The organism is Streptomyces sp. PsTaAH-124, from assembly GCF_000373685.1.
Lineage (GTDB): Bacteria > Actinomycetota > Actinomycetes > Streptomycetales > Streptomycetaceae > Streptomyces > Streptomyces andamanensis.
In genome coordinates, this window is sequence record NZ_KB892191.1 from 284,533 (window position 1) to 308,510 (window position 23,978).

The 23,978-nt window shown below is 74.5% G+C and carries 20 protein-coding genes; 11 read left to right on the top strand and 9 right to left on the bottom strand.

Annotation, left to right across the window (positions count from 1 at the left end; all coding sequences use genetic code 11):
* Positions 1-13: 13 nt before the first annotated feature.
* From B086_RS0128795 to B086_RS0128825, 7 genes are all read left to right on the top strand, one after another.
* The gene (locus tag B086_RS0128795; RefSeq protein WP_018569907.1) at positions 14-1,708 is read left to right on the top strand and encodes a sensor histidine kinase; all 1,695 of its coding nucleotides are present in this window, start codon (positions 14-16) and stop codon (positions 1,706-1,708) included.
* On the top strand, positions 1,705-2,112 hold the full coding sequence (locus B086_RS0128800) for a roadblock/LC7 domain-containing protein (protein ID WP_018569908.1): 408 nt from the start codon (positions 1,705-1,707) through the stop codon (positions 2,110-2,112). Before B086_RS0128795 ends, B086_RS0128800 begins: the two co-directional genes overlap by 4 nt.
* A complete protein-coding gene (locus B086_RS0128805) occupies positions 2,109-2,456 on the top strand; it encodes a DUF742 domain-containing protein (protein WP_018569909.1) in 348 nt (115 codons plus the stop codon). The genes B086_RS0128800 and B086_RS0128805 overlap by 4 nt, the downstream gene beginning before the upstream one ends.
* Positions 2,437-3,063: a GTP-binding protein gene (locus B086_RS0128810; protein WP_234029393.1), complete on the top strand. Its 627-nt coding sequence runs from the start codon at positions 2,437-2,439 to the stop codon at positions 3,061-3,063. The genes B086_RS0128805 and B086_RS0128810 overlap by 20 nt, the downstream gene beginning before the upstream one ends.
* A complete protein-coding gene (locus B086_RS0128815; RefSeq protein WP_018569911.1) occupies positions 3,060-4,283 on the top strand; it encodes a cytochrome P450 in 1,224 nt (407 codons plus the stop codon). The genes B086_RS0128810 and B086_RS0128815 overlap by 4 nt, the downstream gene beginning before the upstream one ends.
* A complete protein-coding gene (locus B086_RS0128820) occupies positions 4,280-5,524 on the top strand; it encodes a cytochrome P450 family protein (RefSeq protein ID WP_018569912.1) in 1,245 nt (414 codons plus the stop codon). Before B086_RS0128815 ends, B086_RS0128820 begins: the two co-directional genes overlap by 4 nt.
* 375 nt (positions 5,525-5,899) lie before the next feature.
* Positions 5,900-6,913: a zinc-binding dehydrogenase gene (locus B086_RS0128825; protein WP_018569913.1), complete on the top strand. Its 1,014-nt coding sequence runs from the start codon at positions 5,900-5,902 to the stop codon at positions 6,911-6,913.
* Here B086_RS0128825 and B086_RS0128830 read toward each other — a convergent pair.
* Together B086_RS0128830 and B086_RS0128835 are read right to left on the bottom strand one after the other, a co-directional pair.
* Positions 6,897-7,172, bottom strand: a complete 276-nt coding sequence (locus B086_RS0128830; protein WP_018569914.1) for a hypothetical protein — start codon at positions 7,170-7,172, stop codon at positions 6,897-6,899. The genes B086_RS0128825 and B086_RS0128830 overlap by 17 nt on opposite strands.
* Before the next feature lie 114 nt (positions 7,173-7,286).
* Complete coding sequence (locus tag B086_RS0128835; RefSeq protein ID WP_018569915.1) at positions 7,287-8,882, bottom strand: hypothetical protein; 1,596 nt, start codon at positions 8,880-8,882, stop codon at positions 7,287-7,289.
* Between the two features lie 289 nt (positions 8,883-9,171).
* Here B086_RS0128835 and B086_RS41080 point away from each other — a divergent pair, with 289 nt between their 5' ends.
* The 3 genes from B086_RS41080 (at position 9,172) to B086_RS0128850 (ending at position 13,236) form a co-directional block, all read left to right on the top strand.
* Positions 9,172-10,932 carry an FUSC family protein gene (locus B086_RS41080; RefSeq protein WP_018569916.1) on the top strand — a complete coding sequence of 587 codons (1,761 nt, stop codon included), beginning with the start codon at positions 9,172-9,174 and terminating at the stop codon, positions 10,930-10,932.
* On the top strand, positions 10,929-11,843 hold the full coding sequence (locus B086_RS0128845) for a LysR family transcriptional regulator (protein WP_234029394.1): 915 nt from the start codon (positions 10,929-10,931) through the stop codon (positions 11,841-11,843). The genes B086_RS41080 and B086_RS0128845 overlap by 4 nt, the downstream gene beginning before the upstream one ends.
* A gap of 220 nt (positions 11,844-12,063) precedes the next feature.
* A complete protein-coding gene (locus B086_RS0128850; RefSeq protein WP_234029395.1) occupies positions 12,064-13,236 on the top strand; it encodes a PP2C family protein-serine/threonine phosphatase in 1,173 nt (390 codons plus the stop codon).
* A gap of 249 nt (positions 13,237-13,485) precedes the next feature.
* Here B086_RS0128850 and B086_RS0128855 read toward each other — a convergent pair whose 3' ends face one another.
* Positions 13,486-13,986 carry an SRPBCC family protein gene (locus B086_RS0128855; RefSeq protein ID WP_018569919.1) on the bottom strand — a complete coding sequence of 167 codons (501 nt, stop codon included), beginning with the start codon at positions 13,984-13,986 and terminating at the stop codon, positions 13,486-13,488.
* A gap of 70 nt (positions 13,987-14,056) precedes the next feature.
* Positions 14,057-15,202, bottom strand: coding sequence for an NAD(+)/NADH kinase (locus B086_RS0128860; RefSeq protein ID WP_234029396.1), 1,146 nt, complete (start codon positions 15,200-15,202; stop codon positions 14,057-14,059).
* 172 nt (positions 15,203-15,374) lie between these two features.
* Here B086_RS0128860 and B086_RS0128865 point away from each other — a divergent pair, with 172 nt between their 5' ends.
* The gene (locus tag B086_RS0128865; RefSeq protein ID WP_018569921.1) at positions 15,375-16,610 is read left to right on the top strand and encodes a carbohydrate-binding protein; all 1,236 of its coding nucleotides are present in this window, start codon (positions 15,375-15,377) and stop codon (positions 16,608-16,610) included.
* A 138-nt stretch (positions 16,611-16,748) separates the two neighbouring features.
* On the opposite strand, the gene B086_RS0128870 is transcribed toward B086_RS0128865, so the two are convergent.
* The 5 genes from B086_RS0128870 to B086_RS0128890 are packed head-to-tail and all read right to left on the bottom strand — an operon-like array spanning position 16,749 to position 23,849.
* Positions 16,749-17,081, bottom strand: a complete 333-nt coding sequence (locus B086_RS0128870) for a cupin domain-containing protein (RefSeq protein WP_018569922.1) — start codon at positions 17,079-17,081, stop codon at positions 16,749-16,751.
* Positions 17,082-17,117: 36 nt separating this feature from the next.
* Positions 17,118-17,861 (bottom strand): respiratory nitrate reductase subunit gamma, encoded by a 744-nt coding sequence (narI, locus tag B086_RS0128875; RefSeq protein ID WP_018569923.1) that lies wholly within the window; start codon positions 17,859-17,861, stop codon positions 17,118-17,120.
* Positions 17,858-18,562 (bottom strand): nitrate reductase molybdenum cofactor assembly chaperone, encoded by a 705-nt coding sequence (gene narJ, locus B086_RS0128880; protein ID WP_018569924.1) that lies wholly within the window; start codon positions 18,560-18,562, stop codon positions 17,858-17,860. Before narJ ends, narI begins: the two co-directional genes overlap by 4 nt.
* Positions 18,559-20,181 (bottom strand): nitrate reductase subunit beta, encoded by a 1,623-nt coding sequence (gene narH / locus B086_RS0128885; RefSeq protein WP_106436181.1) that lies wholly within the window; start codon positions 20,179-20,181, stop codon positions 18,559-18,561. Before narH ends, narJ begins: the two co-directional genes overlap by 4 nt.
* Before the next feature lie 5 nt (positions 20,182-20,186).
* Complete coding sequence (locus tag B086_RS0128890) at positions 20,187-23,849, bottom strand: nitrate reductase subunit alpha (protein ID WP_051115948.1); 3,663 nt, start codon at positions 23,847-23,849, stop codon at positions 20,187-20,189.
* Positions 23,850-23,978: the final 129 nt, after the last annotated feature.

Genomic DNA, 23,978 nt, shown 5'->3' on the forward strand with positions numbered 1-23,978 from the left:
GAGGACCCGATTGATGACCGCCCCCTCCCCGCACGGCGAGCGATCCGCCGTCCGTACTCTCGTGCCCCTTCCCGCCGCCACCGCGCTCGTGTGCGCCGCCGTGGTCGCGGGCACGGTCCCGGCGGCGCCCGCCTCGGTGCGCACGCCCCTGGCCTGGGGGGCGGGGCTCGCGTCCGTCGTCCTGGTGGCCGCCGTGTTCTGGGCCGTACGCGCCGGCCGGACCGCCCGTTCGCTGCGGCGCCGCCTGCACACGGTCACCCAGGACGCCGAGCGCCTGGCCCAGGAGCGGCACCGCACCGCCGAGGAGGCGCAGCGGGAGCGACAGCACCTGATCGACGAACTGAGCTGGCAGCGCGCCGAGTTCGCCGAGTCCCTCGCGCACGAGCGGGTCCGCGCCGAGGAGGGCGCGGCACGCGAGACCGACCGGCTCGCGCAGGACAACGCCCGGCTCACCGGTGAGCTGGAGCGGGCGCACCGGGCCCGGGACGCGGCGATCTCCGCGACCTCCAACGCGGCCGGCCGTATGCAGGCGCTGACCACCGCCATGCTCGCCGACCTGCGGGCCATGGAGGAGCGCCACTCGGACGAGGACGTCCTCGCCGATCTGCTGCACCTGGACCACCGCACGGCGCAGGCGGGCCGTCTGGCCGACTCGGTCGCCGTGCTGACCGGCGCGCGTTCGGGGCGGCGCTGGGCGCGGCCCATCGCCATGGAGTCGATCCTGCGCGGTGCGATGGGGCGCATCAGCGCCTACCGCCGGGTGCGGGTGCACGCGGCCAGCGAGACCGCCGTCGCCGGGCACGCCGCCGAGGGCGTGATGCACGCGCTCGCCGAACTCCTCGACAACGCCGCCAACTTCTCCCCGCCCACCTCCGAGGTGCACGTCTATGTGGAGGAGGTGCCCGCGGGTGTCATCCTGTCCGTGGAGGACAGCGGTCTGGTGATGGGCGAGGTGCAGTTGCGCCGCGCCGAGCGGGCCGTCGCGGGCGACGTCTCGGAGCTGGGCGGTCTGACCGGCACCCGGCTCGGGCTCGCCGTCGTGGGGCGTCTGGCGCTCAAGTACGGCCTGAAGGTGTCCTTCCGGCCGTCCGCGCGGGGCGGCACGGGCGTGCTGATGCTGATCCCGCAGGACATCCTCACGAGCCCCGTCGCCTCCCCCTCGGCCCCGTCCGCTCCCTCGGCTCCCGTGCGGCCCGCGGCCGCGCCCGCGCGCGACATCCCCGGCGCCGGGAGCACCGCGACCGCCGAGAGCGCCGCGACCGGTGGGGACACCGCCCGTCCGACGGCCCCGGACGACGCCCCGGCCGCCGAACCCTCCGTACCCGCCGCGTCCACCGCGCCCGCCTCCGGCGATCCCGCGCCCGTGCACGAGAGCGTGCCGGACGGCACGGACGGCGACACCGCCGAATGGCCCGTCGCGCTGCCCAAGCGGCGCAGGGGCCGCACGCTCGCCGACGCCGAGCGGACCCGGAACACGGCACGGACCCCGGCGCCGCGCCCCGCCGCCGCGGCCGAGGACGTCAAGACCCGCGCCGCCCGCTTCGGCAGCTTCCGCCAGGCCGTGCGCCCCGGAGCCGCCGACCACGCGGCGGCTCCCGGACCGGCCACCGGACCGCAGCCGGACGGGGGCGACGCCACCGCTCCCCCGGCACCGGCCGACCTCCCCTCCCACCCCACCGCGCACCCGGAAGGCGACGCCACCTCATGACCGGCCAGACCACCGCCGACGACCAGCTCACCTGGCTCCTGGAGGGCCTGTTGGAGCGGACCCCGGGCGCGCGGCACGCGCTCGTGCTGTCCCGTGACGGACTGAAGCTGTGCCGCACCCCGGAGCTGACGGTCGACCAGGCCGACCAGCTCGCCGCCATCGCCGCCGGCATCCAGTCGCTCTCGCACGGCGCGTCCGCCGAGTTCGGCGACGGCACCGGCGGGGTGCGCTCGGCGATGACCGAGTTCTACGGCGGGGTGCTGTTCATCGTGGAGGCCGGCCAGGGCGCCCATCTGGCGGTCGTCACCACCGAGGACGCGGACGCCGGCCTCGTCGGGCACAACATGAGCGAACTGGTGGAGCAGCTCGGCGAGTATCTGACGGCCCAGCCCCGTACGTCATGAGCAGGCCCGGCAGGGACGACGCCCCGGACCGTCTCTACACCATCACCGGCGGACGCACCAGCTCCGGCCCGGACAACCCGTTCGACCTGGTCACCCTGGTCGTCGCGGAGTCCGAGCCGGCGCCCGGGATGCAGTCGGAGCACACCGCGATCCTGCGGCTGGCCGCGTTCCCCACGGCCGTGGTGGAGATCGCCGCGGAGCTGCGGCTGCCCGTGAGCATCACCAAGGTGCTGCTGTGCGACCTGCTGGCGGCGGGCCGTGTCAGTGCCCGCCATCCGCGCAAGTCCGCCGTTCTCGACCCCGACATCCTGGAGCAGGTGCTCGTTGGACTCCGCAACCTCTGACGCCCGCACCCCGTTGGGTGCCTCCGCCGACAACGGTCTGAAGATCGTCGTCGTGGGCGGTTTCGGCGTCGGCAAGACCACCCTGGTCCGCTCCGTCAGCGAGATCCGTCCCCTCAACACCGAGGAGACGATGACGCAGGCGGGCGAGGCGATCGACGACGTCAGCGGGGTGCGCGGCAAGTCCGCGACGACCGTCGCCTTCGACTTCGGCCGCATCACCCTGGACGCGCACAATGTGCTGTACCTGTTCGGCGCCCCCGGCCAGGAGCGGTTCTGGTTCCTGTGGGACCGGCTGTTCTCCGGCACGCTCGGCGCGGTCGTCCTCGTCGACACCCGCCGCATCGGCGACTCCTGGTACGCCATCGACCGCCTGGAGCACCACGGCACGCCGTTCATCGTGGCGTGCAACGACTTCGGCGGCCCGGCCCACTCGCACGCGGCGATCCGCGACGCGCTCGACCTGGATCCGCGGGTGCCGCTGGTGAACTGCGACGCCCGCGCCCGGGAGTCCAGCAAGCAGGTGCTGATCACCCTGGTGCAGCACCTCAAGGACCACTACGCCGGACGGGCCGCGCCTGCGGCCCCGCCCCGACAGGAGTTCGTGTGATCCCCGACGCCGTTCCGCTCAGCGGCCCCCGGTTCCAGACCGAACCCGCCGTCCTGTACCGGGAGATGCGGCGCGACCACGGTGCCGTCACCCCGGTACTGCTCGACGGGGACGTACCGGCGTGGCTGGTGCTGGGCTACCGCGAGCTGCACCAGGTGACCGGTGATCCGGTGCTGTTCAGCCGGGACTCCGAGCTGTGGAACCAGTGGGAGAACATCCCCGGCGACTGGCCGCTGCTGCCGATGATCGGCCACCGGCAGCCGTCGATCCTCTACACGGTCGGTGAGCGGCACCGCGAGCGCGCCGCGATGATCAGCAACGCCCTGGAGGCGGTGGAACCGGCCGAACTGCGGCGCCACGCCGAGCGGTTCGCCGACGAGCTGATCGACGCGGTGTGCGCCGAGGGCACCGCCGACCTGGTCGCCGACTACGCGATGCTGCTGCCGGTGCGGGTCCTCGCCCGGCTGTACGGGTTCTCCGACGAGGAGGGCCCGGCCCTGGTGACCGCGCTCAACGACATGATCGACGGCCGGGAGCGCGCCATCGCGGGCCAGACGCATCTGGCCCGTTCCATGGCGCAGTTGCTCGCCGAGCGCCGGGAGCGGCCCGCGGACGACGTGGCCTCGCGGATGCTGGCCGACACCGGCGGCTTCACCGAGGAGGAGGTCGCCCAGGACCTGATGGTGATGCTGGCGGCCGGCCACCAGCCGACCGCCGACTGGATCGGCAACTCGCTGCGCCTGATGCTGACCGACGAGCGGTTCGCCGCCTCCCTGTTCGGCGGGCGCAACAGCGTCGCGGAGGCCATGAACGAGGTGCTGTGGGAGGACACGCCCACGCAGAACGTGGCCGGGCGCTGGGCCGCCCGCGACACCCAGCTCGGCGGGCGGCGCATCCGCGCCGGTGATCTGCTGCTGCTCGGTCTCCAGGGCGCCAACTCCGACCCCCAGGTGCGCACCCACGGTTCGGCGCTGACCGGCGGCAACAACGCGCACTTCTCCTTCGGTCACGGTGAGCACCGCTGTCCGTTCCCCGCGCAGGAGGTCGCCGAGGTGATCGCGCGCACGGGCATCGAGGTGGTGCTGGACCGGCTGCCGGACATCGATCTGGCGCAGAGCGCCGACTCCCTGACGCGTCGGCCCTCGCCCTGGCTGCGGGGGCTGACGGAACTGCCCGTGCGGTTCACCCCGACCCCTGCCCTGAAAGGCACGTCACGATGACGACCGGCACCGAAGAGACGACGACCGACGGCACGCGCATCGCCCTGGATCCCTTCGTCACCGACCTGGACGGCGAGAGCGCCCGGCTGCGCGCGGCCGGTCCGCTGGCGGCCGTGGAGCTGCCGGGCGGTGTCCCGGTGTGGGCCGTCACCCGGCACGCCGAGGCGCGGGCCCTGCTGACCGATCCCCGGCTGGTGAAGGACATCGAGGTGTGGGGGGCCTGGCGGCGTGGGGAGATCCCGGCCGACTGGCCGCTGATCGGCCTGGCCAACCCGGGCCGTTCGATGCTCACGGTGGACGGCGCCGAGCACCGCAGGCTGCGCACGCTGGTGGCGCAGGCGCTGACCCCGCGCCGGGTGGAGCGGATGCGCGGGCGCATCGAGCAGCTCACCCAGGAGCTGCTGGACGCCCTCCCCGCCGACGGCGGCAGCGTCGATCTGAAGGCGGCCTTCGCCTATCCGCTGCCGATGTACGTCGTCGCGGACCTGATGGGCATCGAGACGGACCGGCTGCCCCGGCTGAAGGTGCTGTTCGAGAAGTTCTTCTCCACCCAGACGCCGCCCGAGGAGGTCGTCGCCACGCTGACCGAGCTGGCGCAGATCATGGGCGAGACGGTGGCCGCCAAGCGGGCCGCGCCGGGCGACGACCTGACCAGCGCGCTCGTGCTGGCCTCCGAGGACGGTGACCGCCTCACCGACGCGGAGATCGTCTCCACCCTCCAGCTGATGGTGGCCGCGGGGCACGAGACGACGATCTCGCTGATCGTGAACGCGGTGGTCAACCTCTCCACGCACCCCGAGCAGCGCGCGCTGGTGCTGTCCGGCGCGGCCGACTGGCCGGCGGTGATCGAGGAGACCCTGCGCTGGTCGACGCCCACCTCGCACGTGCTGATCCGGTTCGCCACCGAGGACGTCCCGGTCGGCGACAAGGTGATCCCGGCCGGGGACGCGCTGATCGTCTCCTACGGCGCGATAGGCCGCGACGAGCAGGCGCACGGCCCGAGCGCGGGCGACTTCGACATCACCCGCGAGGTGGGCGCCAACCGGCACATCTCCTTCGGGCACGGCCCGCACGTGTGCCCGGGGGCGGCACTGTCCCGGCTGGAGGCGGGGGTGGCGCTGCCCGCGCTGTACGCCCGCTTCCCGCGCCTGGACCTCGCGGTGCCGGCCGCCGAGCTGCGCCACAAGCCGGTGGTGACCCAGAACGACCTGTTCGAGCTGCCGGTCCTGCTGGAGCCGTAGGACACCGCGGACCGAGGAGCGGGCCCCCGCCGGGACACCGGACGGGGGCCTGTGCGCGGGAGCGTTGGGCAGGCCTTGCACCTGCATCTCCCCGCGGGAAGCGGGGTGTCTTTCCTTGGACCACCAACGCGGGGCCGGGCGCCGGGAGTTCGGCGGCCCGCTCGCTTCCCACCGTAGCCGGGCCGCACGGCGGGCGCCCGGTGGGGGCCGGTCGGTGTCACCCGGACGCACGGACGTCCCAGCTCACCGCCCGGCCGGGGCCGCCGGGCCGGGCGGTGCGGTGTCGTCGCGGGCACGGGAGCGACGTACGGTGCGAGGCAGGGCCGCCCGCCGCACGGGCGCGGGCCGCCGCCACCGCATCGAGGAGGTCACCGCATGGACCGGATGCTCGCCGCCCGCCTGCACGTGCCGAGCCGCACCCTGCGGATGGAGGAGGTGCCCCGGCCCCGGCCCGCCGCGGGCGAGGTGCTGGTGAAGGTGGAGGCGGCGGGGGTGTGCCTGTCCGACGTGCATCTGATCGACGGCACCCTCACGCCCGCGCTGCTGCCGGGCGACACCGTCACCCTCGGCCACGAGGTGGCCGGGACCGTCCACGAGGCGGGCGAAGGCGTCACCCGCTGGTCGCCGGGGCAGCGGGTGGTGCTGTACGCCGGTGAGAACCGCGACGGCGCCACCTGGACGCGCGGTGTCGACTACGACGGCGGCTGGGCGCAGTACGCGCTGTCCTCCGCGGACGCGCTGACCGCGCTGCCGGACACCATCCCCTTCGAACAGGGCGCGATCATCCCCGACGCGGTGTCGACGCCGTGGGGCGCCGTCACCGGCACCGGGGCGGTGCGGCCCGCCGAGGCGGTCGGCGTGTGGGGCGCGGGCGGCCTCGGCGTGCACGCGGTGCAGTTGCTGCGTGCGGTCGGCGCCTGCCCGGTGATCGCCGTCGACCCGAGCCCCGTCGCCCGCGAACGCGCCCTCGCCGCCGGGGCCGACCTGGCGCTGGATCCGGCCGACCCCGGGCTGGGCGCACTGGTGCGCGCGGCCACCGGCGGGGCGGGCCTCGCGGCGGCCTTCGACTTCGCCGGGGTCCCGGCCGTCCGCGAGCAGGCGCTGTCCGTCCTCGCGCCCCGGGGACGGCTCGTCCTGGTCGGGCTCACCGACCGGCCGCTCAGTGTCACCGACGGCACCCGGTTCAGCTATCTCCAGCAGCAGATCCTCGGCCACTACGGTTCCGACATGGCGGTGGCCCTGCCGCAGCTGCTGCGGCTGGTCCAGGGCGGCCGGCTGGACTTCTCGGCGTCGGTGAGCGGGGTGCTGCCGCTGGCCGAGGCCGGGCGCGCGGTCGAGATGCTGGCGAAGAAGGAGGGCGACCCGGTGCGGCTCATCCTGCGCCCCTGACCGTCGGCCCGGTGGGAGCACGGCCGGTCAGCGGTGGCAGGACCCGGGTCAGGGCGTGCGCGCCGGACGCGTTGCGCAGGGCGGGGGCCAGGTCGCGGGCGGCGTCCGGGACGGTCGGTGCGGCGCCCGGGTCGCCGGGCGCCGCCGCGTTGCCCTCGGCCGCGGGCGCGGGCAGGACCGGGCCCAGCAGGAGCCCGCCGCCCAGCGCCAGGACCGCCACCACTTGCCGCCCGCCGATGCGTCCGACGTGACCGGACAAACGCCACCTCCCTGAGTGTGCCGGGCGGTGCGCCCGGCACAGGGAGGCTGGCAGAGACGGGAGCACCGCGCCCGGGTCTCGGGACCGGCTCCCCCGGACGGAGGACACAGCAGGTCAGGAGAGTGCGCCCAGCCCCTTCTTGGTGTAGGCGCACTCGGTGTAGATGTACCCGGACCGCAGCTGGGCCGTGTCGGACGCGGGCGTCGCGGTGCTGCCGCCGCGCGGCTTGTGCAGGAAGTACGTCGTGCCGGGCGGCAGCGAGATCGTGCGCTGCGGGTAGTCCTTGCCGCTGTCGCTGCACGGGTGGAAGCCGCCCAGCGCCAGGGTGGCGCCGAAGCTGTAGGCGGAGCAGCTGCCGCAGGCCCGGACGGTGACGCTGCCGGTGACCGGGCCGGTGTACAGGACCTCGATGTCGTCCGGGCTGTCGTTCTTGATGGTGACCTGGATGCTGCCGCCCGAGTCCGTCGTCGGCAGCTTCTTGCCGGCGGCGGGGACCGTCTGCGCTATCTCCGCCGCGATGGCGATCTTCTGCGCGCGGGCCCGGTTCGCGTCGTGCGGGTGGTCGCGGACGAACTTGTTCATGCTGGTCAGGGCCGAGTCGAAGGAACCGGTCCGGTACTGGTGCACACCGCAGGGGTAGGTGCCCGAGGCGACGCCCCGGTCGGCACGGTCGGCGTCCTTGCCCAGGGCGGCGGCCTGGGCCGGAGCGGTGCTCACGACAGTGCGGATCTGCGCGCCGAGGCCGCTCAGACGGCTCACGGCGGCGCACGGGTCGCCGCCGCCGACGTCCTTGGCCGCCCTATCCACGGCGGACTTGACGGCGAGCTCGGCCCTGGCGGCCTGCGCCGACCCGGAGAAGGTGGTGAGCAGTTCGCCGAAGTGCCCCGTCCAGCCGGTCTGTCCACCGCTCAGCTCGTTCGCCCCGCAGCCGTACAGGGAGTCGGCCAGCCTGCTGTCCGGCCAGGTGGCCAGGGTGCCCAGGTCCTGCTCGCGCATGCTCTGCGGGACCGTGCGCAGGAACTCCAGCGGGGTGATGGCCTCGCAGTACTTCCGCTGGGGGTAGGCGGCGGCGACGGTGCGGTAGTAGACGGCCATCCGGTCCGGGAGGCGGTGCGCCGCCCGGGAGCCGGGGTGCCGGTGCCCGAGGTCGGCGTAGGCGGCCAGCGCGTCGCGGAATCCGGGCTGCGCGGTGGCGAAGGGCTGGTCCGCGCGGGCCTTGACGAGGTCGTCGGCGTGCTGGAGCCGGTCCAGCAGCATCTGCTCGGTGGCCTCGTCGCGGGCGCTGCCGTACAGCACGCCGCCGCCGGCCGGCACGGCCAGCAGCACCAGGCCGAGGAGGGCGGCCACGGGCGCGCTGCCGGGCCAGGACAGCCGGGAGCGCAGGCCCGCCACGGCGCCGTGCGCGGCGGCGGCCCCCAGGAGCACGGCGTAGCCGGCGAGGACGCCCGCCGGGACGCCGTCCGGGTCGGCCGGGAGCGCGACGACGAGCAGCACCGCGGTCGCGGCCCAGCACACCGCCGCCCACACCCAGCGGCGCAGCAGCGCGTAGCCGAGGCCGAGGCCGGTGAGGTTGAGCAGGGCGACGGCGAGCGCGCGCACGGCGTCGGGCGCGACCGGCGGCGCGGGCGGTGCGGGCGGTGGGCCCGGCGGTCTCGGCGGCATCGGTGGCACCACGAATCCGTCGGCCGGTCCCGGAACGTCCCCGGACATGTCGACTCCCCCCTGTCACGCCTGTCACGATCGGTTCCCGCAGCTCGGCGGTGTGCCAGTGTACGGGCTAACTCTCTTGCGCAGACACCGAGTTGGGAATCCCGCCACCGCCTCCCGCCACCCTGCGGCGGCCCGCCCGCACGCGGACGCGGACGGAGTGCGGCACCCCCCGGCCCTCCCATGCGCCCGGTGCATGATTTCGTGGAACTTCAGGCATTGGACGCATGTGTCCGTCCTGATCGACCCTGGGAGGGATCCACCGCACCCGTACCGAGGAGCCGACCGGTCCATGAAGGCGCCGTACCGCCTGCCGCTGACCCCGCTGCCGCTCGCCGCGGCGGCCCGGGGTGCCGTCGCGCTCGCCGTGCCGCTGCTGGCGGGGGTGGTGACCGGGCAGGTGGCCCTCGCGGTGCTCGCGGGGATCGGCGCCCTGTGGGGGGTCGGCCAGGACGGTGACGACCCCTACCGGCAGCGGGTGCTGCGGCTGGGCTGCACGGGCGGCTGTGCCGCCCTCGGCCTGCTCGCCGGGGAGCTCGCGCTGCGCTCCGGGCGTCCGGGCGCGGTGACCTGCTGCCTGGTCGTCGCTGCCCTGGTCGCCGGTGCCGTCAGCCTGCGCGGGCGGCTCGCCTCGGTGGCCGGTCTGCATCTGCTGCTCGGGGTGACCGTGGGCGGCGGGATCCCGGTTCCGGGGCCCTGGTGGCAGGCGCCCCTGGCCCTGCTCTGCGGCGTCGCCCTGGTCGCCCTGCTGTCCGCCACGCCGTGGCTGTGGCGGCGCCACGCCATCGAGCGGGCGGCCGTCCGCGCCGTGTACCGGGCCGCGTCCGGGGCCCTGGCGGCGGCGGGCGGACCGGACGCCGAACCCGCGCGGCGGCGGCTCACCGCCGCCCTCGACCACGCGCACCGGGTGCTGGACCGCCACCTGACCGGCCGTGAGCGCCCCGGGAGGGGGCCGGACACCCTGCGCACGGCCTTCCACACGGCCGTCCGGCTGGGCGAGGTGACCTCGGCCCTGGTGTGGGAGGGACGCGAGCTGCCCCGGTGCGTGAGCCGGGTGCCGCTGCTGACGGCGGCCCGGCTGCTGCCGGAGCCGGGCCGCGGCGCCGCTGCCGCGACCGCCGCCGCCGGGCCTGCGGGGTCCGCGCACCCGGAGGGCGTGCCCTGCGCCGGGAGCGACTCGCCCGCGCTGCGCGCGCTCACCGCGCTGTACACCTCCTGCGGTCCGGACCGCCCGCGGGACGCCACCGCGCGGCTCCCCGCGTACCCCTGGCACGGGCGGGCGGCCCAGGTCCGCTACGCCGTGCTGCTCGCGGGCTGTGTGCTCGCCGCCCAGTTGTGCGCGGTGCTGCTGCACGGCCCGCGCGGCTACTGGCTGCCGATGACGGTCGCCTTCGTCTACAAGCCCGACTTCGGTCCGGTGTTCCGCCGCGCCCTGCACCGCTGCGCCGGGACGGTCGCCGGGGTGGCCGCCATCGGCGCGGTGACCCTGCTGACGACCGGGACGTACGCCCTGATCGGCGCCGTGGCGGCGTTCGCCGCGGTCATGGCCGTCGGGGTGCGCCACCACTACGCGCTCGCCACGACCGGTCTGACGGCGATCGTCTTCGTCCTCGTCGACCTGCTGGGCGACCACCGGGAGCTGTCCTGGGCGCGCATCCTCGACACGGCGCTGGCCGCGGCCATCGTGCTGGTCGCGCACTTCGCGCTGTGGCCGGACTCGGCGCGGGGCCGGGCCGCGGCCCGGACGCGGGCCGCCGTGTCCGCCGCCCACCGCTACCGGGACCTGCCGCCCGGTGCCCCGGCCGCCGAGCGGTACGCGCTGCGCCGCACCGCCTACCACCGGCTCGCCGAGGCCCGCCGGGCGGTCCTGGACGCACGACGGGAGCCGGGCCGGGCCGCTCGCGAGGTGCCCGGCCTCCTGGACGCGGAGGAGGCCATCGCCGCCGCCGAGCGGCTGTGCGACGCCGTCGGCGCACACCACGTGGGGTCCGCCCCGGACGCGTACGCGCCCGGCGCCGTCCGCTGCACCGCGGCGGGTGCGATGGGAGGATGAGCGCGATGGATCTCCAGGTGCTGCGTGCGTTCCGGGCGGTGGCCGAGGGTCTGACGGTGACCGAGGCCGCCGCCGACGCACGCGTCACCCAGCCGGCGCTGTCGCGGGCGCTGCACCGGCTGGAGGAGGAGATCGGCGCGGAGCTCCTCCAGCGGGTGGGCCGGGTGCTGCGGCCGACCCCGGCCGGGCGGGTGTTCAAGGAGTACGTCGACGCCGCCCTGGACGCCTACGACCGGGGGCGCCGGGCCGTGGCCGAGGTGGTCGACCCGGCGGCGGGCGTGGTGTCGCTGGCCTTTCTGCACACCCTGGGCACCTGGCTGGTGCCGCGGCTCGTCACCGGGTTCCGCGAGGAGTTCCCGCAGGCCCGCTTCGAGTTGCACCAGCACGAGGAGAACGGCCTGATCCAGCATCTGCTGGAGGCCACGGCGGATCTGGTCATCACCAGCGGGGACCCGGGACACCCGCTGATCACCTGGCGGCGGCTGCTGGTCGAACCGCTCTGGCTCGCCGTCCCGCGCGGCCACCGGCTCGCCCGGCGCAGCCGGGTCCGGCTGGCCGAGGTCGCCCAGGAGCCCTTCATCCTCCTCAAGCCGGGCTACGGGCTGCGCAGCGTCACCGAGACCCTGTGCCGCCAGGCCGGATTCACCCCGCGCGTCGGCTTCGAGGGCGAGGAGGTGCACACCCTGCGCGGACTGGTCGCGGCCGGGCTCGGGGTGTCCCTGATCCCGTCCTCGCCGGACGCGGCGGGGACCTCGGGCTTCCCGATCCGCTATCTGGAGATCACCGATGTGCACGGCGCGCGGGACATCGGCATCGCCCGGCTCACCGGCCGTACGCTGCCGCCGGTGGCGCGGCGCTTCCTCGACCACGCGCTCCGCTCGGCGGCCGTCCCGGCCGCGGATCCGGGATGACGGCGCCGTGGCCCGGGGCCAGTGCCCGGCGCGATGAAATGCGCGCGGCGCCTTCTCGCAGCAGGCTGGTGGTCTGGTCGAGCCCGCCGGGAGTTCCAGTGAACAGGCCGCCTGAGTGCCGTTGCGCGGAGAGCCGCCCCGAGGCGCGGTGCGCCGTGGTGCGCCCGTGCGGTCCCGCCGCGCCCTCGCGGGCCCCGGCGCGGCGCGGCGGGGGCGAGCGGTGAGGCGCCCGTGCCGGCGGAGCGAGCAGGCCAGGGCGCGCGCGGCGCGCAGGAAGGCCGAACGGCCCCGGGTGCCCGCGCCGCCGCTGTGGCTGCGCTGGCTGCCGGTCGGGTATCTGGCGGCCGTGCTCGCCATCGAGCCGGTCACGCCGGTGGACTGGCCGGTGAGCTTCCTGCTGATCGCGCTGCCGCTGGTCGCCGCGTACGCCTACGGCCCGGCGGCGGTGGCCGCCGTCACCGTCTTCGCGATCGTGTTCGAGGGCGTGCTGGCGGGCACCCCGTGCTGCGCGGGCCGGTCCGTGGGCTATCTCTGGGACCGGCACTACGTGGCCAACTACGTCTGCACCACTCTGGTGGGCGTGCTCGGCACGATCCTCGCGGTGCACCGGATGCGCCGCGAGCGCACGCTGGCCACGGTGCGTTCGGTGGCGGAGACCGCGCAGCGGGTGTTACTGCGCCCGGTCCCCCGGCGGCTGGGCCAGGTCTCCGTGGAGACGCTCTATCTGTCCGCCGCGGCCGAGGCCCGGATCGGCGGCGATCTGTACGAGGCGGTGCCGACCGCGTTCGGGGTACGGCTGCTGGTCGGCGACGTACGGGGCAAGGGGCTGGTCGCCGTGGAGACGGCCGCGACCATGCTGGGCGCCTTCCGGGAGGCCGCCCACGACGAGCCGGACCTGCGGGGCGTGGCCCGCCGCATGGAGCGGAGCATGAGCCGCCATGCCGCGCAGCTGCCCGGGGGCGAGGCCGCGGAGCGGTTCGTGACGGCGGTGTTCGCGGAGATCCCGGAGCACGAGCCGGTCGTCCGCATCGTCAACTGCGGCCATCCGCCGCCGCTGATCATCAAGGAGGGCGGGGTCGCCGAGCTGCACGCCTCGGACCCCTCGCCGCCCATCAACCTCGGTGTGCTGATCGGCGACGGCTACCAGCTGGACGTCGAGCCGTTCCGGCCCGGGGACCAGTTGCTGCTGTACACCGACGGCGTCACCGAGACGCGCGATGCCGACGGCGTCTTCTATCCGCTGGCCGACCGTGTCGCGCCCTGGGTGGGCCTGGCGCCCCGGGAACTCCTCGACCGGCTGCACGAGGATCTGCTCGCCTACAGCGGCGGGCACCTCGACGACGACATCGCCGCGCTCGCCGCGTACCGGCTGCCCGGCGACAGCCGCCCCTGAGCGGCCGCCGTCGGTTGCGCCAGTGCCGAGGGTGGCGTCGAGGGCCCGGAGGACGGGCGGGGCGGGGATCCGGCGGGCCCGGACGGTGGCGCGGAATCCGGGAGCGAACCGTTCGGCCTGACGTCCGACCCGGTCGGCCGCGATCTCCTGTTCCCGGAGATCCCGGAGATCCGGGAGGTCCCGGATGCCGCTGAGGCATCCGGCCGAACAGCGCGAACGGCCGTGGGGCGCGCTCCGATCAGCACGGCGTCAGGCATGGGCGTCGCCGTGCCCGCCGGGCGCTCCGGCCGGGTGCGGCGCTGCGCTCCGGGGGCGGTCGCCGCCCGCCTCGCACACCTTGGCGAGGCGGGCGAGCATGGCGCGGTGCCGGAGCTGGATCAGCGATTCGACGCCTATGTTGTGCACGGCTCCGCCCGCGCCCCGGAGGGGGTGCTCGTCCACGATCACCAGGGTGTGCTCGCCCCAGGGCCGCACCTCGACGGCGATGCGGGCGGTGCCCAGGAAGCCCGCGTCGGCCTCCAGCTCGAGGAGCGTCCCCTCCTCGTGGTTGCGGACGGTCGTCCGGTTGGTGAGCCGCAGCGGTCCCAGCCGGACCTGGTACTCGATGGCGGAGCCGACCTGCGGCCAGCGGCCGCACACCGGGGCGGACCGTGCCGTGCCCACCACCCAGTCGGCGTACCGGGTGCCGTCGGCGAGCACGGCCCACACGGCCTCGGGAGCGGTCCTGATCAGACGGTGACGTACGGCCACACGAGCCTCCGCAGTTCGCCGGGTCGCTGTCGGGGGGTTCGGTCGGCCGAGTGCCCCCCGGCCGACCCGGTCAACCGTCCGCGGCCGGGCCGCCCGGCTGTGCGCGGCCGGTCGCGTCCGGGCCGGTCGCGGCGGTGTCCGGCCGGCCGTGCGGCTCCGCGCCGCCGGGTCCCGGGGGCAGCGCGAGGTGGGCGAGGTCGCCCGGCGGCGGGGTGGTCACCGGCCACAGCGGTGCCGGTGTCCCGTCGGCGACCGCGGCCGGGGCGTCGGTGAGGTTCATCCGGTCGCGCAGCCGTCCGTAGAAGTCCATCGGGCCCAGCCGTACGGCGCGCAGCCGGCGCGGGGCGGCGTAGACGCCGATCCAGTCCCCCGGGTCGAGCACGCCGCGCAGTTGCCCGTCGATGCTGACGGCGGCCTGCCCGGACCGTTCCAGCACGCGCAGCGCCACGGGTTCGTCGGGCGCGGCCACCACCGAGCGGTTGAACGCCATGTGCGGGGCGACGGGCGTGAAGACCAGGGCGTCCGCGCGCGGGGAGACGACCGGGCCGCCGGCGGCGAAGCTGTACGCCGTGGAGCCGGTGGGGGTGGCGACGAGCAGCGCGTCGGCGGAGTAGGAGGCCAGGAGCCGGCCGGCGATGTAGACGCCGACGGAGACCTGCCGGTCGCGGGCGAGTTTCTCCACGACGATGTCGTTGAGGGCGGTGACGTTCAGGGCGATGCCCCAGTCGCCGCCGGACTCGCAGTCGGTGCGCACCCGGGGCGGGGGCAGCATCGGGCGGCGGCCGTAGCGCATCAGCTCGCCGATGCCCGCGGGCACCCGCAGGCGGCGGGAGGCCCGCAGGGTGAGCAGCATGCGGCTCTCCACGGTGAGCCGCTCCTCGACGACGGCGTCCAGGGCGGTGCGGACGAAGGCGGCGGGGACCTCGGTGAGGAAGCCGACCCGGCCGAGGTCGACGCCGAGGACCAGGGCGTCGTGCTCGGCGGCGAGCCGGGCGCCGCGCAGGAAGGTGCCGTCGCCGCCCAGGGTGACGATGAGGTCGGGGTCGCCGGCGGCCTCCACCTCCTCGTCGGCGTCGCGCCGTCCGCCGTCGTGCCAGACGTCGATGTCGGTGCACCGCACGGCGCGTTCGTCGCACCACGCGTGCACGGTCCGCTCGGCGGCCTGGGCCTCGGGGCGTCCGCTGTGCACGACCAGGCCGATGCGCTGCACTGTCACAGCTCGGCCGGGTTCCCGCGTGGCGGGCCGGGCAGCGGCGGATCCAGGTAAAGAAATCGTATGGTCCAGTCCAAAGAATCATTTGGTCCAGACCAATCCATTGACGTGCCCGCAACAGCCTCAGGAAGCTGGGGCCACTTCCCCACCCCCTTCCCTTCCCCCTGGAGGCACAGTGAGACGCCTTCGCGCATGTCTGGGCGCGACCGCCGCCGTCGGGCTCGCCGCCCTCGGCACCACCGCCCTCGTCGCGGGCAACGCCTCGGGCGCACCGAGCGCGCAGGACGCGCTGAGCAACCGCTGGTACGCCGCGGCCCCGTACCTCATGCCGCTGGACAACGATCCGCCGGACGCGGGCGCCATCATGGACGCCACCGGCCTCAAGGCGTTCCAGCTCGCCTTCGTCCTCGCCCCCAACGGCGGCGGCTGCTCCCCCACCTGGGACGGCACCGCCCCGGTCTCCTCGGACACCGCCGTCAAGTCGGTGATCGACTCCATCCGCGCCAAGGGCGGCGACGTCTCCGTCTCCATCGGCGGCTACGGCGGCACCAAGCTCGGCCAGGCCTGCTCGGACCCGGCGGCCACGGCGGCGGCCTACCAGCAGGTCGTCACCAAGTACGGGCTGCACGCCATCGACTTCGACCTGGAGGAGCCGGAGTACGAGAACACGGCGGCCATCCACAACGAGATCGGCGCCGCCAAGATCCTCCAGCAGAACAACCCGGGCCTGTACGTCTCCGTCACCACGGCGGGCACGGCGGACGGCACCGGCTGGTTCGGCAAGCAGATGCTGCTGGAGGCGAAGTCGCAGGGGTTCACCCCGAACAACTTCTCCATCATGCCCTTCGACGGCGGCTTCAACGGCGCGGCCTCGCAGACCGCCGCGCTGACCAAGTTCAACCAGGTGCTCCAGTCCACGTTCGGCTGGGACGAGGCGACCGCCTACGCCCACGAGGGCTTCTCCGGCATGAACGGCCGCAGCGACACCGGGGAGATGTTCCCGCAGGCCGACTTCCAGACGGTGCTGGACTACGCGACCGGCCACCACATGGACCGCTTCACCTTCTGGTCGCTCAACCGCGACCGCCAGTGCTCGCCGCCCGACAACGGCGGCCGGACGTCCGGCACCTGCTCCAGCGTGCCGCAGAACTCCTGGGACTTCGCCAAGTACTCGGTGAAGTTCGCCGGGGCGACGCCTCCCACCACCCCGCCCACCACGCCGCCGACCACGCCGCCCACCTCGCCGCCGCCGGGCACCGGCTGCAAGACGGCCTGGAGCGCGACCACCGCCTACACCGGCGGCACCGAGGTCTCCTACAACCAGCACAACTGGAAGGCCAAGTGGTGGACGCAGAACGAGACGCCCGGGGCCTCCCAGTGGGGGGCGTGGCAGGACGAGGGCGCCTGCTGACGGTCTGAACCCCCGGCGACGGCCGGGCGTGGCGCGGAACTCCGCCGCCGCGCCCGGCCGTTCCTCGTGCTTGGCCGTTCCTCGTGCTTGGCCGTTCTTCGTGCGCGGCCGTTCCGCGTGCGCGGTGCCGCGGGCGGCTCAGGCCGTCTTGGCGACCGTCAGCAGGACCGCCGCGTCCTCGGCCGCCTCCAGGCTGTGCCGGGCCGGGGGCACGATGAGCAGGTCGCCCGCCATGCCGTCCCAGGAGGCGTCGCCGCTGCGCAGCCGGACCCGGCCGCGCAGCACCAGCACGGTCGCCTCCCCCGGGTTCTCGTGCTCGGCCAGGACCGTACCGGCGCGCAGGGTGACCAGCGTCTGCCGCAGCACGTGCTCATGGCCGCCGTAGACGGTCTCCGCGCTGCGGCCCGTGGAGGACTGTGCCGCCCGTTCCAGGTGCTCGCGGGTGCGGGCGTCGAGGGAGATCTTCTGCATGGCGCTCCTGAGAACGGTGAGGGTGGCGGCGGGTGTTCAGTAGCGGACGCCGATGCGGCGCCAGCGGCGTCCGCCGGTGCCCGGCTCCGCCGGACGGGTCGGGACACGGCGCCGGTAGAGGACGTAGGGACGCCACAGGTACCACAGCGGGATGCTCCAGGCGTGCACCAGCCGGGTGAAGGGCCACACCGCGAGGATCGCCCAGGCCGCGGTGGCGTGCACCCGGTAGACCAGCGGGGCGTGCGCGATGGCCGCGACATCGGGGTCGCCCGCGAACAGCCCGCGGAACCAGAGCGCCACGCTGCGCCGGTAGTCGTAGCCGGCGCCGAACAGGTTGATGCCCAGCGTCGGGATGACCCCGAGCACGATCACGACCGCCAGCAGCACCAGCGCCACCCAGTCGACCGGGCTGGTGGCGGCGCGCACCCGGGGCACGGTGGTGCGGCGCAGGGCGAGCACCGCGACTCCGGCGAGCACGGCGAGCGCGGCGACGGTGCCGCCGATCGAGGAGAACCAGCGGTAGACGCCCTCGGGGACGCCCAGCCACCGGGTGAAGGACTCCGGGACCAGGATGCCCAGCACATGTCCCGCCACGGCCGCGAAGGTCCCGTAGTGGAAGAGCGGGCCGCCCCACTTGAGCAGGCGGTGCTCCTGGAGCTGGGTGGAGCGGCTGGTCCAGCCGAACTGGTCGTAGCGCCAGCGCCAGACGTGGCCGACGACGAAGGTGACGAGGGCGAGGTAGGGCAGGATGACCCACCACCACAGGTCCCAGGAGTTCATCGGCTCTCTCCGGTCGGCAGGGGTTCGGGGGCGGGCGGGCGGTGCGCCGGGGACGGTCCGGCCGCGGCCAGGTACTCGGGCGGGGCGAAGGGCTCCAGGCCCACCTCCTCGCCGGGCGGTCCCTCGGCGGCCCGGCGCCGCCAGTCGGCCAGCGTGCGGCGGCCCGGCCGGGGCAGCCGCCCGCACACCGCGTCCAGCACGGGTGTGTACGGGTCGCCGCGCTCGGCGAGCGCCCCGCGCAGCAGTTCGAGACCGGCCTGGCACTGGAGGAGGACGCGGTGGCCCGGCTCGGGCGCGAGGGCCGCGAACTCCAGCATCAGCGGCAGGAAGTCGGGCAGTTCCCCCTCGGGCGGGTCCTGCCCCGCCCGGCGGTAGGCGTGCTTGAGGGCCAGCAGCGCCATGCCCCGGGCGCGGGTGTCGCCGTGCCGGTAGTACGTCAGGTGCAGGCTGCGGCTGCGGGTGTGGTCGAAGGTGGCCACGTAGCGGGCGGCGGCCTCGGTCGGCGCCAGGGCGCGCAGATGCGCGGCGACGGCGGCGAGCCGGGCCCGGTCGGCGGGGGCGGCGACGCCCGGCAGGACGGCAGAGATGTCGTCGAGGCGGGCGAGCACCGCCGGGTCCGGGTAGCGCAGCAGGACGCTCGCGAGGCGGTGCACGAGCGGGGTGCCGGCGGCGGCCCGGCGCCCGGCCAGTCGGGGGCTCATGGGGCGTCCGGGGTGCCGAAGAGCCCCGGCGCGGGGCCGTCGCCGTTCCAGCCGAGCAGGTTGAAGCGCACCTGTCCGTCGCTGTCGCGGAAGTGGCCGCCGCCGCCCGGCGCGGCGAGTCCGGGCAGCGCGGGCGGCGGCAGCGGGCCGAGCGGGTCGTCGTCCGCCGCCCGGTCGCCCACACCGCCGGGCCGGTCGAGGGAGCAGTGCTGGGCCATGAGCGCCCCGGAGTCCTCGGTGTGCGCCTTGGGCACGACATAGCGTTCGTCGTACTTGGCGACGGCGAGCAGCCGGTACAGGTCCTCCAGCTCGGCGGCGCTCGCTCCGGCCCGCTCCAGCAGCGCGGCGGAGGTGGGGTCGCCGAGCTGCCGGGCGCGCATGTGGGCGCGCAGCGCGGTCAGTTTGCGCAGTACGCCCTCGACGACGGCGGTGTCCCCGGCGGTGAAGAGGTTCGCCAGGTACTCGACGGGGATGCGCAGTTCGTCGATGGCGGCGAAGATCCGGTCGGGGTCGTCGTCGTGGTGCCCGGTGGTGTGCACGGCGTCGGCGACCGGCGAGAGCGGCGGGACGTACCAGACCATGGGCAGGGTGCGGTACTCCGGGTGCAGGGGCAGCGCCACCCGGTGCCGTTCGACCAGGTCGTACACCGGTGAGCGCCGGGCGGCCTCGATCCAGTCGGGTGGCACGCCGTCGCGTGCGGCGGCCTCCCGCACCCAGGGTTCGTCCGGGTCCAGGAAGACCGACAGCTGGGCCTCGTAGAGGTCCTTCTCGTCCGGCACGGAGGCGGCGTGCAGCACGGCGTCGGCGTCGTAGAGCAGGACGCCGAGATGGCGCAGCCGTCCCACACAGGTCTCGGAGCAGATGGTGGGCTGCCCGGCCTCGATGCGCGGGTAGCAGAAGGTGCACTTCTCGGCCTTGCCGGTGCGGTGGTTGAAGTACACCTTCTTGTACGGGCAGCCGGAGACACACATCCGCCAGCCGCGGCAGCGGTCCTCGTCGACCAGGACGATGCCGTCCTCCTCCCGCTTGTACATCGCGCCCGAGGGGCAGGAGGCGACGCAGGACGGGTTGAGGCAGTGCTCGCAGATGCGCGGCAGATAGAACATGAAGGTGTGCTCGAACTCGAGCCGCACCCGTTCGCCCAGGTCCTTCAGGTTGGGGTCCGAACGGGCGTGGTCCTGCGCCCCGGCGAGGTCGTCGTCCCAGTTGGGGCCGTGCACGGGCCGCATGTCGCGGCCGGTCAGCTGGGACTTGGGGCGGGCGCTGGTGAAGCGGTCGGAGAGCGGGGCGGTGGTCAGGCTGCGGTAGTCGTAGGTCCACGGCTCGTAGAAGTCGTCCAGCGCGGGCAGTTCGGGGTTGTAGAAGAGGGTGAGCAGCTTGCGCACCCGGCCGCCGGAGCGCAGCCGCAGTCTGCCGCGCCGGTTCAGGGTCCAGCCGCCCTTCCAGCGGTCCTGGTCCTCGTAGCGGCGCGGATAGCCGGTGCCCGGCTTGGTCTCCACGTTGTTGAACCAGACGTACTCGGTGCCCGGCCGGTTGGTCCAGGTCTGCTTGCACGTCACCGAACAGGTGTGGCAGCCGATGCACTTGTCGAGGTTCATCACCATCGCCACCTGGGCCATGACCTTCACCGGAAGACGACCTCCTGTGCGCGGCGGCGGATGACGGTGAACTCGTCCCGCTGGTTGCCGGTGGGACCGATGTAGTTGAAGGCGTAGGTGAACTGCGCGTAGCCGCCGATCAGATGGGTGGGTTTGATCAGCAGCCGGGTCAGGGAGTTGTCGCCGCCGCCGAGCAGTCCGGAGGTCTCGGTGCGCGGGACGTTCAGATGGCGGTCCATGGTGTGGTGCATGTAGACGGTGCCCTCGGGCATGCGGTGGGTGACCACGGCGCGGCAGGCGACGACGCCGTTGCGGTTGTAGGACTCGATCCAGTCGTTGTCGGCGACGCCGATCTTCTCCGCGTCCAGGGGGCTCATCCAGATCACCGGCCCGCCGCGGAACAGGGTGAGCATGAGCAGGTTCTCCTGGTACTCGGAGTGGATGGACCACTTCGAGTGCGGGGTGAGGTAGCGGACCACGAGTTCGGGGTGGCCCGCCGGGTGTCTGCGCGGGTCGCCGAACTGGGCGAGCAGGTTCAGCGGGGGCCGGTAGACGGGCAGTTGCTCACCGAACTCGGCCATCCAGTCGTGGTCCAGGAAGAAGTGCTGACGCCCCGTCAGGGTGTGCCAGGGGGTGAGGCGTTCGACGTTGACGGTGAAGGGCGAGTAGCGGCGGCCGCCGGACTCGGTGCCGGACCACTCGGCGGAGGTGATGACGGCGCGGGGCTGGACGCGGGTGTCCTCGAAGGTGATGCGGTCGCCGGAGCGCTCCTCGGCCAGGTCGGCGAGCGGCACACCGGTCCTCTCCTCCAGGGCGCGCAGCGACTGCACGGCGACCCGTCCGTTGGTGGTGCCGGACAGCGCGAGCAGCGCCTCGCAGAACTGGTCGTCGCGGGCGATGGAGGGCCGCCCGTCGGCGACGCCGCCGCGCACGGTGCCGTTGCGCGAGCGCAGGTCGTCGATCTCCGGACCGGGTTTCCAGGTGATGCCCTTGGTGGAGGTGCCGAGGGTGTCGAGCAGCGGTCCGACGGCGGCCATCTTCTCGGCGACCTTGGTGTAGTCGCGTTCGACGACGGTCAGCCGCGGCATGGTCCGGCCGGGCACGGGCTCGCACTCGCCGGCCCGCCAGTCGCGCACCCGTCCGTGCGGCTGGGCCAGTTCGTCGGGGGTGTCGTGGGCGAGCGGGGAGGCGATGACGTCCCGGCGCACGCCGAGGTGGGCGGCGGCGAGCCGGGAGAACTCGGCGGCCAGCGTGTGGAAGACGTCGAAGTCGCTGCGGGTCTCCCAGGGCGGTGCGATCGCCGGGTTGAAGGCGTGCACGAAGGGGTGCATGTCGGTGGAGGACAGGTCGTACTTCTCGTACCAGGTGGCCGCCGGGAGCACCACGTCGGAGAACAGGCAGGTGCTGGTCATCCGGAAGTCGACGGCCACCGACAGGTCGAGCTTGCCGACCGGTGCCTCCTCGCGCCAGGTGACCTCCTCGGGGCGCAGGCCGGGCGGTGTCTCGGCGGCCGTCACGGCGTCGTCGGTGCCGAGCAGGTGGCGCAGCATGTACTCGTGGCCCTTCATCGAGGACGCGAAGAGATTCGCGCGCCAGATGAGCAGGACACGGGGGAAGTTGGCCGGGTCGTCGGGGTCCTCGGCCGCGAACCGCAGCCGCCCCGACCTGAGTTCGTCCACGACGTGGTCGGCGACCTCCTTGCCGGCGCGTTCGGCCTCGTCGCACAGGTCGAGCGGGTTGCGGCCGAACGCCGGGTGGGAGGGCATCCAGCCCAGGCGGGCGGCGAGCGCGTTGCAGTCGGGCAGCGTCCGGCCGGCGAGCCGGCCCCGGCCGAGCGGGCTGGTGAGCAGGTCGGCGGAGAACGCCTCGTAGCGCCACTGGTCGGTGGCCAGCCAGAAGAGCGGGGTGCCCGCCATGTGCCGGGTGGGCCGCTGCCAGTCCAGGCCGAAGGCGAGGTGGGACCAGCCGGTGAGCGGGCGGACCTTCTCCTGGCCGACGTAGTGCGCCCAGCCGCCGCCGTTGACACCCTGGCAGCCGGTGAGCAGCAGCAGGGAGAGGAAGGAGCGGTAGATCTGGTCGGAGTGGAACCAGTGGTTGGTGCCCGCGCCCATGGCGATCATGGACCGGCCGCCGGTGCGTTCGGCGTTGCGGGCGAACTCCTGGGCGATCCGGGCCGCCGCCCGCGCGGGCACCGAGGTGATCGCCTCCTGCCAGGCGGGGGTGCAGGGCACGCTCGCGTCGTCGTAGCCGGTGGGCCAGGTGCCGGGCAGCCCGGGGCGGCCCACCGCGTACTGGGCGAGGACCAGGTCGTAGACGGTGGTGACGAGGTGGCCGCCGACGCGGGCCGCGGGCACGCCGCGGCGCACGGTGTCCTGCGCCTGGCCCGGTCCCGCGTCGAAGCGCGGCAGGTCCACCGCCACCGCCTCGCCGTCCGGCCGCCCGTACAGCGACAGCAGCGGGTCGGTGCCCTCCAGGCGCAGGTTCCAGCGGGGGCCGTCCTCGGGAGCGGTCCAGCGGAAACCGAGCGAGCCGTTGGGCACGGCAGGCTCACCGGTGCGGGCGTCCAGCAGCACGGTCTTGAAGGCGGCGGCCTCCTCGCCCGCGCGGTCCGGCAGGTCGGCGGCGGTGAGGAACTTGTCCGGGACGTACACGCCCGGCATGCCCTCGCGTTCCCGCAGCCGCACCAGGAAGGGCAGGTCCGTGTAGGTCCTGGCGTACTCCATGAAGCGCGGCACCGGCCGGTCGCGGTGGAACTCGGTGAGGATGACATGGCCCATGGCCATGGCCAGCGCGCCGTCGGTGCCGGGCGCCGCCGCGAGCCATTCGTCGGCGAACTTGGTGTGGTCGCCGTAGTCCGGGGAGACCACGACCACCTTCTGGCCGCGGTAGCGGGCCTCGGTCATGAAGTGCGCGTCGGGGGTGCGGGTGATCGGCAGGTTGGTGCCCCACACGATCAGATAGCCGCAGTTCCACCAGTCGGCGGACTCCGGTACGTCCGTCTGGTCCCCGAAGACCTGCGGCGAGGCCATCGGCAGATCGGCGTACCAGTCGTAGAACGAGGAGATCGTCCCGCCGATCATCGACAGATAGCGGGTGCCCGCCGAGTACGAGGCCATGGACATCGCGGGGATCGGCGAGAAGCCGACGATGCGGTCGGGGCCGTACCGCTTGACCGTGTGGACCTGGGCGGCCGCCATCAGTTCGACGGCCTCCTGCCAGGTGCAGCGCACGAAGCCGCCCTTGCCGCGGGCCCGCTTGTAGACCGCGGTGCGCCCCGGGTCCGCGGTCAGCCACTCCCAGGCCGCCACCGGGTCGGCGGTGCGCGCCCTGGCCTCGCGCCACAGGTCCAGCAGCGGGCCGCGCACATAGGGGTAGCGGATCCGGGTCGGCGAGTAGGTGTACCAGGAGAAGGCCGCGCCGCGCGGGCAGCCGCGCGGCTCGTACTCGGGCGAGTCGGGGCCCACGGACGGGTAGTCGGTGGCCTGGGTCTCCCAGGTGATGATCCCGTCCTTGACGAACACCCGCCAGGAGCAGGAGCCCGTGCAGTTCACCCCGTGCGTGGAGCGCACCTCCCGGTCGTGCCGCCAGCGCTCCCGGTAGAACTCGTCGGCCCCCCGGCCGCCGTCCCGGTACAGGACCCGCCGGTCGGGCGACTGCTCCCCGGGGAAGAAGTACTGCGCCGAGCGCATCAGACGTTCGAGGGCCTCACCCGAGCGGTCGGTGCCCACGCTCCTGCCTCTCTCGCGCCGGGATGCCGCCGGACGCGTCCCCGCGCATGTCGGTGTCCGGCCGTCGACCAGTCTTGATCGGGAGGTATC